We start from the raw sequence: 16400 nt of genomic DNA, 5'->3' as shown, positions 1-16400 counted from the left end.
TGCATTCCCGAACAGTTTTTGGCTGTTTCAGTCAGCTAGGCAGCTAGTTCTAACCATTAGTGCGCAATACTTATCTACGCTAGCTTACCTACTTCCCAAATATTGGCTCATCACTTCCAATACTCTAATGCCGACCTTGCTGCTTCTCTTTTCTTATACAGTTCGTACTTTTATTGATAGAAAGATAGCAATTCACATACCAAAGTTATGGATAATAAACTTCTCTAAAGTGACGTTAAGAAACACTCGGCTTCGGTTCGTCACATGCCTCTGGTTCATTTTGGGACACCTGAACATGATCGCCGTCCAAAATGTCCTCAGTGGTTTCACTTAATAAATTTGTCTCTTCAGCAGTTTCCTGCGCCAACTCAGTGCCCGTCGCTTCAACCTCTTCATCATCACTCTTGGTTACGTGACGGAAGATCTTCTTGGCTATTTCGGCTGAATGTTCAGGAGTCAGTTTAGGCTGGTTGCTGTAATCGAGGGCATATTCAAGCAGACCATCAATCTCATTGTATTGAGGCTGTTTCCACAGTGCTCTAAGCGCAGCCGCCTTGGCGGTTGGATCAACATTGGCCCCCATAAAACTGGCAAAACTTCCGCCAATCTCAATCTTCTCAGGATCTGGTAACTCTTCGGCAGTAATAGGATGAGATTGGGTTTCAAGCTCAGTCTCAAGTTGCTGATCATCAACCGACTCAGTATCAAGAGGTTCCTGAATAGGCTCTGCCTGCTGGGAGACTACCTCACTCTCCTCAGCTAATTTCTCATCCTCAACCTTCTGACGACGAAGATTCCAGCGTGATAAAAATCCACCCGATCCGCTCATTAGGAGTTCTGCCCAAATTGATTGTTATTACTCGGCCCTTCATTTTTGCGGCGATTTACATGCTTACGACGGTGAGCACATATCTCTACCTCTCCATGACGGGTAATGAACGCCTCAATCCAGCAAGCTACCGCTTCTGGCATCGACAAGTTCAACACAGGGGTATCACCCTCTAGACAACCGGCTGCGACATTTTGATCGGCTGATATCATGGCGGGTATCCAAGTGCCATCTTCAAGCTCATCGCAAACGACATACAGCATGGCGTTATCCATATCCAGATTGATACGGTAGCTTCCACGCTCATCTTTATGTAGCTCAAGCATAATGAGCTTAGATCCCTCAGGAGCTTCGCAAGTTGCTGGAAGTACTTGATCAAGTTCCCAGCTTATAGAGGTCCAGCGTCCGACTTGTTTCTCAATGCGTTTAAGAGAAACGTGCATAGGCCATTGGCTTTCGGTATGTTGCATTCAATCTCACCTTAGATATAGCGGGCGATTCATCAGAGATAGAGCCTGCTAATAACGAGTATTTACGCGCTTTTCACCGCAATTTCACTATAGCAAGCAATTTATATGCCACCGTAAAAGCTAAACTTTTTTGAGCTAGATCATCAAATCCTCTCTAAAAGTAGGACAATTTGTCCACACCTGTGCTTTATCTAGGACATAAAAGGGCTTTTTTAGCCTAATAAAGAGTAGAAAATGAGGGAGATCACGCATTCAATCTAGGGATCTAAACCTAGGAACAAAAATTGCTATGCTGCTAGGGTCCATAACTAATTGTGAGTTACCAGCCTTGAGCCAGCATAAACCTAGCTTAATCAAAACCGATGCAGAGGTGCCATTAACTATCTCAGTGAATGCCATCGATGAAAATGGTGAACAGGTAGAGAAACATATCGCCTGCGAGCGCCCTCTCACCGTTTACCTAAACTGGCGCCCCATTGTGACCCTGATGACCTTAGGTGCAAGAGCCGAAGCATTAGCATTAGGCTATCTAAAAAACCAAGGATTTATCTCAGATCTTGAGCAACTTGAATCAGTTATTATCGACTGGGATGTCAGCTCTGCCGCGGTATTAACTAAGGAATCGACTCAAGACCTTGAGGAGAAACTCTCAGAGAAAACCGTGACTACAGGTTGTGGCCAAGGAACTGTTTATGGTGGATTTATGGATGGGCTCGATGAGATAGATCTCCCCCAACCTCAATTAAAACAGAGTATGATCTACAGCTTGCTTAAAAACATCAGTGCCTACAATGAAACCTACAAAAATGCTGGCGCAGTTCATGGTTGCGGCCTATGCCAGGGTGATAAAATTGTTGGTTTTGTCGAAGATGTCGGTCGTCATAATGCGGTAGATACCCTCGCTGGCGAGATGTGGCTAAGGCAAGATGTTGGTCATAACAAGATGTTCTACACGACGGGGCGACTAACCTCAGAGATGGTAATTAAAATTGCCAAGATGGGGATCCCGGTAGTGCTATCAAGAAGCGGCGCGACCCAGATGGGACTTGAGCTTGCTCAAAAGCTTGGGATCACTATGATAGCCCGCGCTAAAGGTAAACATTTCCTTATCTATAACGGCGCAGAAAACATCGAATTTGATGCTATTCCACCTAAGCGTCCTAAGAAACCATTAGAAAATATTTAATGCACAATCAACTCAATAGAAGTGATTTTTGCGGGAAAAACAGATGACAGAGCCAAGTGAGCTCATCTACATGAGTGCTAAACAGGTCGCCGAATACTTAGATCTTAATGAAAAAAAGGTCTACTCAATGGCGAACGATAGAGTATTACCTGCAACCAAAATCACAGGAAAGTGGTTATTTCCTAAGATCTTGATCGACCGCTGGATCATGGACTCCTGCCACAGTGGTATGCTCTCAGACCGCATGCACATCACAGGCAGCGATGATCCTCTGCTATCCATGTTAGTGTCTCGCCTAATGACACAGATAGGCAAGAGCGATCTGGTCAGTTATAGCTCCACAGGCTCACGCATGGGCCTGGATCTGCTCTCTCGAGGCTATGCCGATGTCTGTACTCTACACTGGGGCAGTGTCGATGAGCGTAATGTCCGCCACCCGGCACTACTGAAGAGCTACCCTAACCACCAACAGTGGGTCATGGTACACGGCTACACCCGTAAACAGGGGCTGATGGTGCGTAGTAACATGCTACAGCAGTGTCAGGAGGAGGATAAAATCGTCTCCCTGCCATGGCGCTGGGTCGCCAGACAAGCTGGCGCCGGTAGCCAACAACATTTAGAGCACTGGTTAATGAAGCAGGGAGCAGCCCTGTCACACCTCAATGCCAACGTCACCGCTTACAGTGAACGTGAACTTGCTGCATACGTAGCACGGGGCGATGCGGATATCGGTTTTGGTTGTCAGTCGGTTGCTATGGAGAGTGGCCTAGGCTTTATCCCACTCGTCACCGAGTCATTTGACTTCGTGATGCCACAGGGGATCTACTTTCGCCGCCAGTTACAGCACCTATTTGATATGCTAGGAAGTACTCAGACTCGTCAGTTGGCAGCCACCTTAGGTGGGTATGATCTAACTGATTGTGGGCAGTTGTTGTGGAACCCTTCATAAACGGGATTTTTGGTTAACAATTTTCTGAGTAACTTTTTGATTTGGCCTGATTTGGTATTGAATTGGGTCATTTTGAACATTGCCCCCTTATCGTATCAATTGCTTGCAGCAGCTTAAGTACAGATTCTTCTACAAGATTTATGAGCTGATAAGATCAAGCTTTTATCTTTGTTGGTACTTAGTAGATGCTCGATATTCAAACCTTCACTTATATCTATAGCCTGCGGCTCGCTGAATGTGCAGCTACTTCTACGAGACGCCGCAAGTACATCTGACCGCCATGGATGGTGGAAATGCAGAAAAAATGTCTGGAACATTTTCTGCCCTGTGGGCTCTACGTCTTCAAACAACGTCCATGTTAAACCGCCAGTTCGGCATCCCTGCCTCTCGCTCAAAGAGTTTCACAAAGTGAAACTTCGCCCTGAAACCGAAGCTCGCAGCAGCATCTACACCTAGTTATCACTCTCTTCGACTTAGTATTTACTAGTAGATCATCCAACCAATACTACCAGTATCCATTAGAGGACAAATAGTTTACTGCAGCAACAGTGCTTATAGCGAGAGAGGTGGACGTCTAACTAGCCTTGAAAATTGGCTTATATACTACTTTGCACGAGCAAGCGATTTAGGCTGACAAGATTATGCCGGCTTTAATACTAGTGATTAGTATCAAATAGATAAACAGGTTGATGGATTTTCGGCGGCGTAGGTAGAGGAGCTCCTTGATGACAACTCCTTTGCTGTTTTCTAGCTTAGATTGCCACAAGATAAGCCAGCGTATTTTCAGAGTGAATAACTGGTTGTTTATGGATAACTCTTTATTGCGTATAGGGATAAACATAAGCAGAGCGGAATATATTACCTCCTCCTCTGCAGCTTTAATGGTGAAACGAGTAGTAAAGCGATCGTAAGAGATAGTTAGCTCTGAATCTGCAACATGGTGATTCTGCTTCTGTACTCGCTCAAACACCATAGTAATAACCTAACTCCATCATCTTCCCACTCTTGGAAACGAAAATAGCATACACCTAAATTCGTTTCCAAGCAGATGAAAATAGATAATAAAATTAACTATCTAATAGGCTTATTACTATTACTTGTGATTCCTCAACTGCCGTTAACTTAGCATCAAGTTGAGCTACTGAACTTCGCACTAGTGTCCCTGCAGAAACAGTCTCATTAGCTAGAGTGACACTGCCATCACTAACATAGATGAGTGCAGGTGTTGGCAATGCAATCTCATCTCCTGAGTTTAAGTTAGCGACACTCACTTGAGTTCGGCTATTGAAGGTTTGTGCTGCACCACCGTAAATAGGGGTGAGCTCACCATCGACAGGAGAATACAAGCGATAAGCGGCTCTTTCACCTAATGTTTCCGGCATCACCCAAAGTTGGATCATCTGATTTTCAACATCATCAGGATTAATCTCATTATGGGAGAAACCTTCACCACCAGCCCTCTGTACTTGTACCTGCTTAGCCACTATAGATTGACCATGCTCAAGGGAGCCTTCATGGGCTATCTGTCCCTTAACCATCACAGAGATCACATCGACCTCTCTGTGACCATGCATCATGGTCTCCCCTTTGGGCATAAACCTAGCGTCCGCCAGATAAACAAAGTGACCGACACCATCCCAAGTCTTTGGCTCCTTTCCTCGGCCAAATACTCGGCTATCCATCACGAACCTATGCTCTTTTAGGCCTGCAAATCCGCCCTCTCTAAGATCAAATTTTGATAGTTTTTCCATGATTTTGTCCTCATATCACTGCAAAAGCTATCCAATAAAGCTTTGCGATGAACCAAGATTAACTTGTCACCAAATAAGGATAAACAGGAGAAAACGAAAGATACTGTTGACAAAAAAAGAACAATAAGAGGGAGACTTCAACAAGCTAGCCAATGTTATTGGTGGGATGAAATTAAATTTAAAAAAGAATTAAGGCGTTATTCACTAACACTATAAACCTCTGGTTGCCAAACTTGCATTAGGATTTCGGGATTCGGTACAGGCTCGAAACCAAACTTAGCATATAGGCCATGGGCATCTCGTGTGGCTAATACCATACGCCTCAGTCCTTGAAGATCTGGGTGAGAAACTATGTTTGTCATTAATGCTTTGCTCAAACCTATTCCGCGGTACTCATCGAGAATAAAGACATCCGCAAGGTAAGCATAGGTGGCTCTGTCAGTGATCAAACGGCCAAAACCTACCTGCGCATTATCGTCAGTAAACACACCAAAGCAGAGTGAATTCATTAATGCTTTTTTCAATACAGACTTAGGAATACCTTTAGCCCAATAACTTTCGGAGACAAATCCATGGATCACATCGATATCCATCTCACTTAACTCGGTACTTATCCTATACCTCTGCATCCAACACTGCTCCAAAGCCATAAATGAATATATGAAACTAACAGCATAAGCTATTTTTTCAACCCCATATTTGAGGCATATTCAATATGACAATGATGAGTGGATAAAAGCAGTCACAGCACTAAGCGCAAGTTTCCGCGTGAATTATACCAATCAATATAAGAAGTTGATCTACTCAGAGTGTCTTTTGGCAAACTAATTCAAGGCGAATGGATGATAGAATGGTTGTCCCCTTGTGAGTTCATTCAACGCAGAAGTAGGCAAGCCAAAAACACTCCTTACAGGCGAGTTTTAGCGGTTCTGATACTGCGACTTTTTATAAACAAAGAGGGAGCTAAACCCTAGTTTCACTATGCTCTTCACTCGTTGCAAACCACATGGATGTGGTGAATGTCATTAATGCAGGAGCAATTAAGGACCTTGCCTCAGGACCGCTAAACTCTCGCTGAGCGATCAAATCTTTATACTGATTGGTATTAACCACGATACTTTGCCCATAAACCTCTTTGTGATGGTGTTAAAAAGCTCCAAGCCAGCACACGGGTCAGCTTATTTCCCTGAGCCATATCTATAGTCTTGACGGTGATAGCCCCCACCCTTTCAAGTTCGGCATAACAAACCTCTAAATTCTCCTTCTTAGAGACCAAGCTTGTAAACCATAAACATTGAGTCGCAAATGTTTTACTCTCACATATCATGTTATGAAGAAACTGCTTCTCACCGCCCTCACACCAAAGCTCCGCCTTTTGGCCACCGAAATTAAGCTGAGACTTATCTTTTGGAGTTTTAGACTCAAGCTTGTGTCCCTTAGACGCTCTATTCTCAGCTAAGTTTTTCAGTTTACGTTGGCTACCTTCACTCGCCTCCTTAAGTGAGGCGTGAAAAGGAGGATTGCACAGGGTGATATCAAACCTATCATCGGGCTTGATGATACCGCTAAATACTTTTTGATGATCGCTCTGCAGGCGAGTCTCCAGTTTACCCAGCAAACTGGTATTAGCTTCTACAATAGCCTTGACGTTAGCCAGCGAGATAGGGTCGACATCACTTGCAACAAAGCGCCAGCCATAGGTCTGGATCCCCAGAAGTGGATAGATAGCGTTAGCCCCAGTGCCTATATCTAGTGCCTTAATCTTGATCTTTTTAGGCTTGATAGTGTGGGAGTTTACAGGTGGGACATTTTGTCCCTCTGCCTCAGTTTCAGCTTTATTTTCAAAGCGCTCCACTCCAGCTAAGAGATCATAAATATAGTGAAGATAGTCGACTCTTCCTGGAATTGGCGGACAGAGAAAGCCCTCGGGGATATCCCAACTCTCTATCTGATAATCTAATTTCAATAATGCTGTATTCAGCGCTTTTACGGCTTGGGGATCGGCAAAATCAATAGAGAGGTTACCGTAAGGATTTGGCTGAACATAGGGGATTAATGCTGGGCTTACCTTAGTTAACTTATCAAAATCATAACCATCACGGTGTAAGTTACGCGGATGCAGGCCAGGCTTTTGATTATTGATGGATCGAGCAATCTGTACATCTCCTTTGCCACTACCAGAGCGAGATCTCTTTGAATTTCTACCCGACTTAATCACAGGTTTTCGGCTTGCTTTAGAGCTTGGCTTCGTCATAAAAAATTTACCAATTAAATGAATCAGCGAACATTTAAAGCGCTGAAGGCAAGGCGGATTATACCGTTAACAGGGGAGTTAACGGCAATCATAGAGGGGAAATTAACGATTTTTTAAATTTTTGAGCGACTAATCGTAGAGGTATTTAGTAAATAGCATATTCACAACAAGAGGCTTACCGGTTTCCTGCTCAATAAGACGATTAACCGCCTCATAGCATTCACGGCGGATCTCTTCACGTCCAGTAAGAGATTTAACCTTGTCAGCAGTTTGGCTTCCCAAGATCTCAATAATCGCCGCACGCAACAGAGGATCATGATGTTCAATCGCCACCAGATCTTCTGGCGCTCTCACCATTAGCTCAACGCTTATCCGGACAAAGCCTAACTTTCTGCCAGTTGAAAGGTAATTGGTCACTATCTCAGGCTCAAAGCCATAATAAGCGTACTCAGCCTGTGTTTGCTCCTCCTGAGGTTCCTCCTCTTCGGCATTGACACCTAAGCTAAAGATGCTGATAGAAAGAATAAGCAGCAAAGAGGTCACTCTTTTTATCAACAGAGTACAAATGTCACATTTTTTCATAGCCAAATTTTCCATTTCAAGCGATTGTATGCAGGGCATTGTATTCGATTTTTCAAAAAACTGTGCTCGCGGATTTTACATGCTAGACTGCAGCAGTTTTCAAGTCAGTATTGTACCGAGAATCAGATGAGTGTAATTAGGTTAAGCTTTCCATATGGTGAATCAATTCAGTGGTTTTCACCAGAAAAAATCGACCAACTCCCAAAATCACCTCTAAAAGACTGGTTGCTCTCTAAAGGAAGTTTAACCCAAAAACTAAGATCACACTGTGCTGAATTTGAAGTAAAAGTTCTCGGAGAGGGCACATTAACTCCTTTTAGCGGTGAATTTCCCTCTCAGACTCAAGCTTGGGTACGGGAAGTACTGCTCTGTCTTGATGGGATCCCTTGGGTATTTGCCCGTACCTTAATTCCAGGAAGTTTACTGCAGCAAAAAGAATCCGACTTCCTCACTTTAGGCACAAGGCCTTTGGGAGAGCTGCTATTTTCCAGTGACGAATTCTCTCCCGGCAGAATAGAGGTCGCCCACTTCACCCCTTGCCATAAGCTGGCCAACTTAATGCATTCACTCAAACAAGATGCCAATCACGAGCTTTGGGGGCGAAGACGCTACTTCTCCTACCACGATGAGGAGTTGATCGTCAGTGAGACCTTTCTTCCCGCGGCTCAGCAATTGATTAAAAACTAACGATTCGCTCTTCTAATACCTAACCATCCCAGCAAACATAGTGTTAACCAACCTAGGCTACCACCACCAGAACCGGCGTCGTCAGAACTCGTCACATTTGTTGCTGGCGCGGCAGGGGCCGTCACAGTTAGTGAGCTAGTACTGCTACTCTGCACATTCAAGCTATCGGTAACGGTCAAGGTGACACTATAAGTTCCAGCAGAACCATAGGTATGTGTTGGTGATTGAGCACTGCTCGTTTGTCCATCACCAAACTGCCAAGCATAGCTTAAAGCACCCTCTCCTCCCGTCGTACCATCAGTAAAGCTAACTTCCAACTCATTGCTTGAAAAGGTAAATCCAGCGACAGGGGCTACGGGCAGTGTAACGGCAACTGTCTGGCTGCTTTCAACAGTCGAACCTAGACCATCTGTCACCTTTAGTGTCACCAAATAACTGCCAGATGCGGCATAGGTGTAGCTAGGCTCTACCTCTGCACTGGTGGCTCCGGTAACACCAAAGCTCCAAAGATAGGAGTAGTTACCATCACCACCTGTCACTGTTGGAGTAAAGAGCACTGTTCCCTTAACCTCCTGAGTAGCACTGAATTCAGAGCTAAGATTAGATGCAGGAGGGGGCGTAGTTGCCCCCGCAAAATTAAACTCCACCTTAGCAAGAGATGAGTCGACATTTTGCTCTATCACCTCCATGGTTAAGCCAAGTTTCGGCAAAATAATACCCGATTGAGGCTGAAGTGGTGCGGTGTAATCTTGGCTATCATCGAAGGTGGAGATAGCTGAAAGATGCTCATCACCAGAAAAGCTCGACTGATTAAACAGACTAAAGGTAGCATCACGAATTTGCGTATCAGACCCACTATTACCACCGAGAATCATCTGCTGATCCGCATCGACAACCCCAATCAAGCCGACTCCAGGGTGTGAGCTAGAGTTATTGTCTGCATAGCTAAAATTCTCTAACCATAGCAGCACACCAGGCTCATAGGAGTGACTATCAAGCCCCGCATCGACACCATTATGGCTACGCAGCTGCACGATATAGCGACGTTCTGCCCCTGGACGTTGATTATCGATTCTAGAGAAACCAACAAGATCCATTCTACCTGCAGTTTCAGCATCATCCGCATAAACAGTGCTCGTTCCTTGAGTGAGCTCAAGGTTATCGATAACTATCCCATACTCGCTTAAGCCCACATCAGTTTTATAGATTAAACTTATCCGAACTGAGCTCCCCGCATAATTACTGAGGTCATACGCCAGATCCACCCAGTTATTAGCGCCTTCGGCTCCAGCAATATCTGCTGAACTGGCAGTAATTATGTTTCTCGCATCGTTAATTAAGTTACTGGCTTTAGTATGGTTACCTTCAATTGACACACCATTGACCATCAGCTGAGCATAATCGTAATCTTGCTCAATATTCCAATGGGCCTTCATGGTTAAACTCAGTGGCGTTAAGCTCGGCAAGCTAACATCAAATGAGAGTGCATTATTAATCAGATTGCCCTGATTGGAGTAGTATTGATACTCGCCGGCATAGGGGGCTTTAAAAGGGATAGGTGCTGCAGGCAAAGGGATAGAGAGTTGGTTAACAAAGCCGTGATTTACCGCTTCATTGAGCACGACCTCAACCCCTGAATCATCAATCGTGTTAAGCAGAACCTCCTGCTCATTGACCCAGCGCCCTTTATATCTCTCCTGAAGATAAGATCTTGCATAGGGACTAAAACCTGTAGGTTGAGTTCCAGCAATGCTACCAGTCCAACTACCACCAGACATCACAGACCATGAGCCTACGGGAGAGCCGTCCCCTTCGTTACTAGTGTCATACTCGTCAGGCAAACCTAGATCGTGACCAAACTCATGAACAACCACCCCCGCCGCAGCATCAATAGGCTGAACAGTGTAGCCAAACACCTTCATTCCTGTGCCAGGTATGGTATATCCAGGGTTATTGCCTGTGTAGACAAAGAATCGATGGGACCAGATAGCGTCTTTAGACAGCACGCCACCACCCGCCTCCTCACCGATACTTGAATGAAACAGCATCACATGGTCGATATTACCATCGGGCTCATCAAAATTACCGTCACCATCGAGATCCATTGGATCTTCCACATCATAACTGGCAAGTTCTGCACTGGACATGCCTGCGACAGCTTGGGTTACCGCCTCTTTAACTAGCTCAGGTACCGCTTTATCATCACCGCTGTCATCATTACCACCGTAATACGCTGCATTATTTTCAGCAGTAAACCAGCCCTTTGTCTCACCAGTAAAGAAGAAGCTCTCACCAGACACCGCCTGATAATATTGATACCCGGTTTGCAAATTCTGTCCCTGAGGTCCAGTAAAACCTGTAGTAGAAAACATCAAATTATCATAATGAGAGTTAGGGTAACTGGGGTAATACATAGCAGTATCACTGGCAGAGAGGCGATTATTATCATAGGGAAGATCTGGAAAATCGATTAAGACTCCCAACACTTTGACGGTTTTAGTCACATCACTATCGGCCAGAGCCTCAGTTTCTAACTGCTGAGCATTAAACCCTTTACGACTTTTCAGCGCTTGGTGCTTTTTAAGCGCTTTTAATCGTTTCTGCTCAAATTTGGCACTCAGTAGATCGCCTTTATTCCTGCCTCCAAATTTGCGATATGAGTATGCATCCACGGCGGCAGCTTTCTCATCAATAGATGCATCTTCAGAGAGCTCACCGCGCTTAATCAACCAGTATAAGATCTGCTCCTTATTTACCACTCCAGCATCAGCCAACGTTGCGTTAGCAAGATCGAAAGGTTTAGCCATCAAGGTCGAGCCCATTAAAGAGAGCGTAATAGAGAGGCATATTTTAAAGAGCATGCCTTCGTTGCTTTTCGATATCATAACCTTGACTTCCTTTCTATTTATTAAGAGTTTTACCACTCTTCATAAGAGCTGAGCACCCACTTAACAGAGCTACCACTTTTAACACCGCTTTCAATACAACTCATGTCGATTAAGTTTAGTACGGATCCCAAGCTGTATTGGTTCATTTATTTTGGTGATACGTGTCTTAACCTATGACAATTTAAACAAAATAAGATTCAAAAAATCATCACAACCACAACAGGTGAGCAACAAAAGGTAACAGCACTTCCCCCTTATTCACAGCAATAAACCGCAACAAAACTCACGTTGTGGAGATATTTACACTTAATAGAGGATTAAGATAAAAAGTAGCCATTCATACCGTATGCTTGGCTGATTATGGAGATGTAATTAAGGCAGGAAGCTTAGCTAAACAGCACAGTTTATTTAGCTAAGCCTTATGAATTATCAATACAGCAAGGGGAGAGCAGTTGAAGTACTCACAACTAGACCTTTGTTGTTCAGTCTCTATTTTACCTGACCAATGTGCGCCATATAGTTTGCAATTCCATCGAGGAACATCTGCACAGAGATCATCACAAGTACCATTCCCATCAGACGCTCCACCGCCGTTAAGCCTTTCTCACCCAACACCTTAGTGAAAACCTTGTAGAAGAGGAGAATAACGGCACTCACCCCCCAGGCAGCAAGCAGAGCAATAGTCCAATCTAACATTCGTGTGCTGTCTGTATGTGCCAGTAAAATGAGTGCAGCCAACACCGAAGGTCCTGCCATTAACGGAATCGCCATGGGCACAATAAAGGGTTCCTCACCGGCTGCTAAGCCAACCACACCACCAGGCTGTGGGAAGATCATCCTAATCGCGATGAGAAAGAGAATAATACCGCCAGCGATACTGACAGACTCTGATTTCAAGTTCAGAAAATTAAGGATTGCTTCTCCGGCGAACAGAAACAGCAACATGATGATCAAAGCGAAGAAGAGTTCTCTGATTAATACCTTGCGGCGCTTTTTTGGATCGATATGGCGTAATATGGAGGCAAAAATCGGCAAATTACCAAGCGGATCCATGATCAGAAACAGCATAACTGCGGCGGAAAAGGTATCCATAGGGGCGAAAGCCTCTCTTTTAGGGTAAGGAATAACTATATTCTATAACTATTTAGCAACAATCAGACAGAAAAATTACACAATAATGCTCACTTGATGCCTTATTAATGACCCAAGCTAAAGTCAGTTAACTGTGTTTCTGCCCTATTGAGGTGAAATATGATCACACTTGATGTAAATAATGCGAGCTTAACTGCTTATTTTATAGAAACTGGTATACTAGCCCGTCTTTTTTAAAGGTCCCAGCTAAACAAATCATGCTTTATCTATTAGCCAGCTGTATCGCTCTACTTTTAGGCCCACTCTTCTACCGATATCTTTCGACAGAAAACGGGCTACAAAAAGGCCTGGACGGATTTATATTCGTATCCCTGGGCGGCTTAGTGCTGGTGCATATTCTACCTGAGCTACTCGAGCATGGCGGGTTTCTAGCTATTATCTTCGTCATCATAGGTTTGTGGGGCCCCACTGCCAGTGAAAAACTCTTCCATCGCTACTCTGAGGTCACCCATAACCTAACACTGACTTTAGGCATAGGCGGACTACTCCTGCATACCATCACAGATGGCAGTGCCATGGTACTGGCTCAGCATGATGACAACTCCATACTGCTAGCATTGGGCGTGATACTGCATAGATTACCGGTCGGCTTAGCTATCTGGTGGTTACTCAAGCCACAGTTAGGTGCGCGCTGGGCTATGGCGGTATTGGCCGCGATGATGTTACTAACAGGCTTTGGCTATTTTGCCGGAGAGCAGCTATTAACCCAATTAAGCTTAGATAACACTGTCTACCTGCAAGCCTTTGTCACCGGCTCTATCTTGCACGTGGTGTTACACCAGCCCCATGGTGAAAGCCATGAAGATAAGCAGGGAAAATATGAGTATCACGCAGGGATAGGAAGCTTACTGGGTATCGCTCTGCTTGGACTACTATTAATGGTCGACTCTGGCGGACATGAACATCACAACCACAGTCACAGTACTGAGCAGCTTGCCGATTGGTTATTGACTCTCGCACCTGTTCTGCTACTTAGCTACGTCGCAGCTAGCCTTAGATTCCATTTTGGTTTATCACCCGATAACACTTCGCTAGCCCAAAGATGGTTGCAGCGCTTGGCGGGACCAGAAGCATTAATCATCACGGCACTTCTACTTGGTCCAGTGTTCGCCCTATTGCAACTTATCGGACTTATAATGATAGGCACAGTGCTCACCTTAACCAAAGTTGAGCCCACAGATCCTCATCTTCATCTGCCAAAATCCGCGCTACGTTTCGGCTTTTCGCACTTAGTCGATCGCAGTGCACCTTGGATAATACTGAGCTTAATTTTAGCGAACCTGATTGGTCATCCATCAGTGCCTTTAGCTAGCCCAATCACCCAAGTAGCAGTTCTGCTGTTGGTATTTTTACCGATGCGATTCTGTAATCTAGGGGGAGCAGTATTGGCTCTTTCTCTGGCCTATAGCGGCTGGAGTACCGAGGCTGTGATGCTGGCACTTTTAGTCGCCCCTATTTTCAATCTCGCTCAGCTGAAACTGATGAACTGGTCTCAACGCGCTCTGTTATTTGGATTAATACTGGCAAGCTTAGTGACCATCAATATGATCCAGCCACAGTGGCACGCCTTGATGGTCATGCCCGATAGCGTCAATACCCTATCGTTAACGGTACTGGCCTGCCTGTTTGCCGCAAGTCTACTGCGTTTGGGGCCGAGAAAGTTTATGGCTAGGATCATGCATCTTCAGCCCAAAGCCCACTCACATGATCATGGCCACGACCATGGACACAGCCATAAGCATTAAATAGATAGCAATCAGCTTAAATAGGGTTTAGATTCAAAATATCATCCTTGGATCTAGACCGCCTATGTGCATCTTGTTTATCGCGCTAGAGCAACACCCTAAATACCCACTTATCGTCTGTGCTAATCGTGATGAGTTCCATCACAGACCCACAGAACAAGCCCATTTCTGGATGCCAGAAAACGAGTTACTCGCAGGGAAAGATCTTCAGGCAGGTGGAAGTTGGCTTGGAGTAAACCGGCTCGGTGACTTCGCTGCGCTGACAAACTTTAGAGATCCACAAGCGCAGCAAGATGGAATGAGAAGCCGTGGGGAATTGGTCATCAACGCCCTTAAACATCATGAACCTATGACCACGGCTTGGCTAAGAGAGCACAGCCAAAACTACAACCCCTTCAATCTGGTCTTCGGCAACAGAAGAGAGCTTTACTGCTATAACAGTAGCCAGAAAGCACTAACAAGGTTAACTCCTGGATTTCACTCTATCAGTAACGGCGCGCTAGACGATGTCTGGCCTAAAATGGCTCGGGGCACCATTGCATTAGAGACGAGTATTACACAGTCAGATGAGCCAGATATTCAAGCCCTGCTCGCCATAATGAAAGATGAAACTCGCGCAGAAGAGAGTGAGCTTCCCCAGACGGGGATAGCCATAGAGTGGGAGCGTCTACTCTCCTCTATCTATATCCGCCACCCTGAATATGGAACCCGATCCACCAGCATCATATTGCAAGATACATCGGGGAACACCCGCTTTATTGAGGTCAGGTATGACGGTAAAGGACGCAACTTAGGCCAACAGGAGTTCAATTTAATCTGAGGTGTGGTCATGGGTGATAACCCAACGATCATCTATCTTCTCTACCAGCAGGGTAAACACACCACCGGGCTTATCTTTCGCACGAGTCAGCTGCCAGCGACCAACCACCATGGCCCCGTAGTTACTCAGCATCTTGATCTCCTTGATGGTGAACTTCAATGTGCCCAAGGTCGCTTTATCTGGGTAGTTCCTCTTATAAGCAGCTAAGGTTTCCTCCCAGCCATAGCGAAACTTATCACCAGAGACAAAACGCATCTTTTCATTGTTCCAATAACCTTGCATATAAGCATCGAGATCGCCACGATTCCACGCAGCTTCCTGCGCTTTCAATACCTGAGCTATATCATCAGTAGGCACGGCTGACGCACTAAACGCAAACAGCAATAAGATAAGAGAAAGTCCTTTTTTAAACATGATATATCCAGAAGTGAGCGATAATGTATACTAACCTAATTCATGGTCTCATGCCTCGATATTCCTGTTTTGAGGCCATTCTCTATTTTCAAGGCTTAGAGTCTCCCTATATGTTTCAACAGTTTTGCAAATTAGTTTTAAAATTAACCGGTTGGAAAATCTCTGGTGCGCTTCCAACCGAGCACCAATATGTTGCGATTGTGGGCCCACACACCAGCAACTGGGACTTTATTATTGGCGTTTTAGCCCGTGGAGCTTTAGGAGCAAAAGTTAACTTTCTCGGCAAGCATCAGCTTTTTATTCCGCCTTGGGGTTGGTTTTTCAAGGCGATAGGCGGCACCCCAGTCGACAGACGAAAGAGCAACAACTTGGTCGATGGCGTCGTGCACCTGTTTCAGGATAACCCTAAGTTTTCACTAGCCTTAGCGCCAGAAGGTACTCGTAGCCCTGTAAAACGTTGGAAAACAGGCTTTTATCATATTGCCAGCAAGGCTAATGTTCCCATTGTCACCGTCGGCTTAGATTTTGGCAGTAAAACTGTACTGATCGCCAATGGCATAGATACCACAGAAGATATGCAGCAAGATATGGATAAGATCATCGAATTCTACCGCTCTATAAAGGGCTGCCACCCTAAAGTGATCCCAGATTTTACTCCGGGAAAATAGACTGG

16 protein-coding genes are annotated in these 16400 nt (G+C 45.0%); 6 read left to right on the top strand and 10 right to left on the bottom strand.

Annotation, left to right across the window (positions count from 1 at the left end; all coding sequences use genetic code 11):
- Positions 1–235 precede the first annotated feature (235 nt).
- Both K0625_RS15240 and K0625_RS15235 read right to left on the bottom strand, forming a co-directional pair.
- Positions 236–829, bottom strand: a complete 594-nt coding sequence (locus K0625_RS15240; protein ID WP_220110481.1) for a DUF3306 domain-containing protein — start codon at positions 827–829, stop codon at positions 236–238.
- A complete protein-coding gene (locus K0625_RS15235; protein ID WP_012327384.1) occupies positions 829–1299 on the bottom strand; it encodes a DUF3305 domain-containing protein in 471 nt (156 codons plus the stop codon). The genes K0625_RS15240 and K0625_RS15235 overlap by 1 nt, the downstream gene beginning before the upstream one ends.
- Before the next feature lie 289 nt (positions 1300–1588).
- Here K0625_RS15235 and K0625_RS15230 point away from each other — a divergent pair, with 289 nt between their 5' ends.
- Entirely contained in the window at positions 1589–2485 is an 897-nt protein-coding gene (locus tag K0625_RS15230; protein ID WP_220110480.1) for a formate dehydrogenase accessory sulfurtransferase FdhD, read from the top strand.
- Between the two features lie 43 nt (positions 2486–2528).
- Positions 2529–3434: a substrate-binding domain-containing protein gene (locus K0625_RS15225; RefSeq protein WP_220110479.1), complete on the top strand. Its 906-nt coding sequence runs from the start codon at positions 2529–2531 to the stop codon at positions 3432–3434.
- Positions 3435–4059: 625 nt separating this feature from the next.
- On the opposite strand, the gene K0625_RS15220 is transcribed toward K0625_RS15225, so the two are convergent.
- The 5 genes from K0625_RS15220 to K0625_RS15200 all read right to left on the bottom strand — a co-directional run bounded on the left by K0625_RS15220 (position 4060) and on the right by K0625_RS15200 (position 8021).
- Positions 4060–4407 carry a hypothetical protein gene (locus K0625_RS15220; RefSeq protein ID WP_220110478.1) on the bottom strand — a complete coding sequence of 116 codons (348 nt, stop codon included), beginning with the start codon at positions 4405–4407 and terminating at the stop codon, positions 4060–4062.
- Positions 4408–4501: 94 nt separating this feature from the next.
- Positions 4502–5185 (bottom strand): pirin family protein, encoded by a 684-nt coding sequence (locus tag K0625_RS15215; RefSeq protein WP_220110477.1) that lies wholly within the window; start codon positions 5183–5185, stop codon positions 4502–4504.
- Between the two features lie 197 nt (positions 5186–5382).
- Positions 5383–5814, bottom strand: coding sequence for a GNAT family N-acetyltransferase (locus K0625_RS15210; RefSeq protein ID WP_220110476.1), 432 nt, complete (start codon positions 5812–5814; stop codon positions 5383–5385).
- 476 nt (positions 5815–6290) lie between these two features.
- Complete coding sequence (rlmF, locus tag K0625_RS15205; RefSeq protein WP_220110475.1) at positions 6291–7439, bottom strand: 23S rRNA (adenine(1618)-N(6))-methyltransferase RlmF; 1149 nt, start codon at positions 7437–7439, stop codon at positions 6291–6293.
- Positions 7440–7568: 129 nt separating this feature from the next.
- Complete coding sequence (locus K0625_RS15200; RefSeq protein WP_232847124.1) at positions 7569–8021, bottom strand: flagellar basal body-associated protein FliL; 453 nt, start codon at positions 8019–8021, stop codon at positions 7569–7571.
- A 126-nt stretch (positions 8022–8147) separates the two neighbouring features.
- Here K0625_RS15200 and K0625_RS15195 point away from each other — a divergent pair, with 126 nt between their 5' ends.
- Complete coding sequence (locus tag K0625_RS15195) at positions 8148–8708, top strand: chorismate--pyruvate lyase family protein (RefSeq protein WP_220110474.1); 561 nt, start codon at positions 8148–8150, stop codon at positions 8706–8708.
- Here K0625_RS15195 and K0625_RS15190 read toward each other — a convergent pair.
- Together K0625_RS15190 and K0625_RS15185 are read right to left on the bottom strand one after the other, a co-directional pair.
- A complete protein-coding gene (locus K0625_RS15190; protein ID WP_220110473.1) occupies positions 8705–11593 on the bottom strand; it encodes an immune inhibitor A domain-containing protein in 2889 nt (962 codons plus the stop codon). The genes K0625_RS15195 and K0625_RS15190 overlap by 4 nt on opposite strands.
- A 492-nt stretch (positions 11594–12085) precedes the next feature.
- Entirely contained in the window at positions 12086–12688 is a 603-nt protein-coding gene (locus K0625_RS15185; RefSeq protein WP_065204487.1) for a YhgN family NAAT transporter, read from the bottom strand.
- A 257-nt stretch (positions 12689–12945) separates the two neighbouring features.
- Between K0625_RS15185 and K0625_RS15180 the strand changes: the two genes are divergently transcribed.
- Together K0625_RS15180 and K0625_RS15175 are read left to right on the top strand one after the other, a co-directional pair.
- Positions 12946–14493 carry a metal transporter gene (locus tag K0625_RS15180; protein WP_220110472.1) on the top strand — a complete coding sequence of 516 codons (1548 nt, stop codon included), beginning with the start codon at positions 12946–12948 and terminating at the stop codon, positions 14491–14493.
- 64 nt (positions 14494–14557) lie between these two features.
- Positions 14558–15313 (top strand): NRDE family protein, encoded by a 756-nt coding sequence (locus K0625_RS15175; protein WP_220110471.1) that lies wholly within the window; start codon positions 14558–14560, stop codon positions 15311–15313.
- Here the strand turns inward: K0625_RS15175 and K0625_RS15170 are convergent.
- A complete protein-coding gene (locus tag K0625_RS15170; RefSeq protein WP_220110470.1) occupies positions 15305–15727 on the bottom strand; it encodes a YybH family protein in 423 nt (140 codons plus the stop codon). The two genes, K0625_RS15175 and K0625_RS15170, sit on opposite strands and share 9 nt — an antisense overlap.
- Before the next feature lie 110 nt (positions 15728–15837).
- On the opposite strand from K0625_RS15170, the gene K0625_RS15165 reads away from it, so the two are divergent.
- Complete coding sequence (locus tag K0625_RS15165) at positions 15838–16395, top strand: lysophospholipid acyltransferase family protein (RefSeq protein WP_220110574.1); 558 nt, start codon at positions 15838–15840, stop codon at positions 16393–16395.
- Positions 16396–16400 lie beyond the last annotated feature (5 nt).

The organism is Shewanella nanhaiensis, assembly GCF_019457885.1.
Taxonomy (GTDB): Bacteria; Pseudomonadota; Gammaproteobacteria; order Enterobacterales; family Shewanellaceae; genus Shewanella; species Shewanella nanhaiensis.
The sequence above is the reverse complement of the archived record's forward strand: the minus strand, read 5'-3'. Positions and strand labels throughout refer to the sequence as shown.

Coding starts and splice junctions, on each gene's coding strand:
- K0625_RS15240 (WP_220110481.1), bottom strand. CDS start 829: ATGAGCGGATCGGGTGGATTTTTATCACGCTGGAATCTTCGTCGTCAG.
- K0625_RS15235 (WP_012327384.1), bottom strand. CDS start 1,299: ATGCAACATACCGAAAGCCAATGGCCTATGCACGTTTCTCTTAAACGC.
- K0625_RS15230 (WP_220110480.1), top strand. CDS start 1,589: ATGCTGCTAGGGTCCATAACTAATTGTGAGTTACCAGCCTTGAGCCAG.
- K0625_RS15225 (WP_220110479.1), top strand. CDS start 2,529: ATGACAGAGCCAAGTGAGCTCATCTACATGAGTGCTAAACAGGTCGCC.
- K0625_RS15220 (WP_220110478.1), bottom strand. CDS start 4,407: ATGGTGTTTGAGCGAGTACAGAAGCAGAATCACCATGTTGCAGATTCA.
- K0625_RS15215 (WP_220110477.1), bottom strand. CDS start 5,185: ATGGAAAAACTATCAAAATTTGATCTTAGAGAGGGCGGATTTGCAGGC.
- K0625_RS15210 (WP_220110476.1), bottom strand. CDS start 5,814: ATGCAGAGGTATAGGATAAGTACCGAGTTAAGTGAGATGGATATCGAT.
- rlmF (WP_220110475.1), bottom strand. CDS start 7,439: ATGACGAAGCCAAGCTCTAAAGCAAGCCGAAAACCTGTGATTAAGTCG.
- K0625_RS15200 (WP_232847124.1), bottom strand. CDS start 8,021: ATGAAAAAATGTGACATTTGTACTCTGTTGATAAAAAGAGTGACCTCT.
- K0625_RS15195 (WP_220110474.1), top strand. CDS start 8,148: ATGAGTGTAATTAGGTTAAGCTTTCCATATGGTGAATCAATTCAGTGG.
- K0625_RS15190 (WP_220110473.1), bottom strand. CDS start 11,593: ATGATATCGAAAAGCAACGAAGGCATGCTCTTTAAAATATGCCTCTCT.
- K0625_RS15185 (WP_065204487.1), bottom strand. CDS start 12,688: ATGGATACCTTTTCCGCCGCAGTTATGCTGTTTCTGATCATGGATCCG.
- K0625_RS15180 (WP_220110472.1), top strand. CDS start 12,946: ATGCTTTATCTATTAGCCAGCTGTATCGCTCTACTTTTAGGCCCACTC.
- K0625_RS15175 (WP_220110471.1), top strand. CDS start 14,558: ATGTGCATCTTGTTTATCGCGCTAGAGCAACACCCTAAATACCCACTT.
- K0625_RS15170 (WP_220110470.1), bottom strand. CDS start 15,727: ATGTTTAAAAAAGGACTTTCTCTTATCTTATTGCTGTTTGCGTTTAGT.
- K0625_RS15165 (WP_220110574.1), top strand. CDS start 15,838: ATGTTTCAACAGTTTTGCAAATTAGTTTTAAAATTAACCGGTTGGAAA.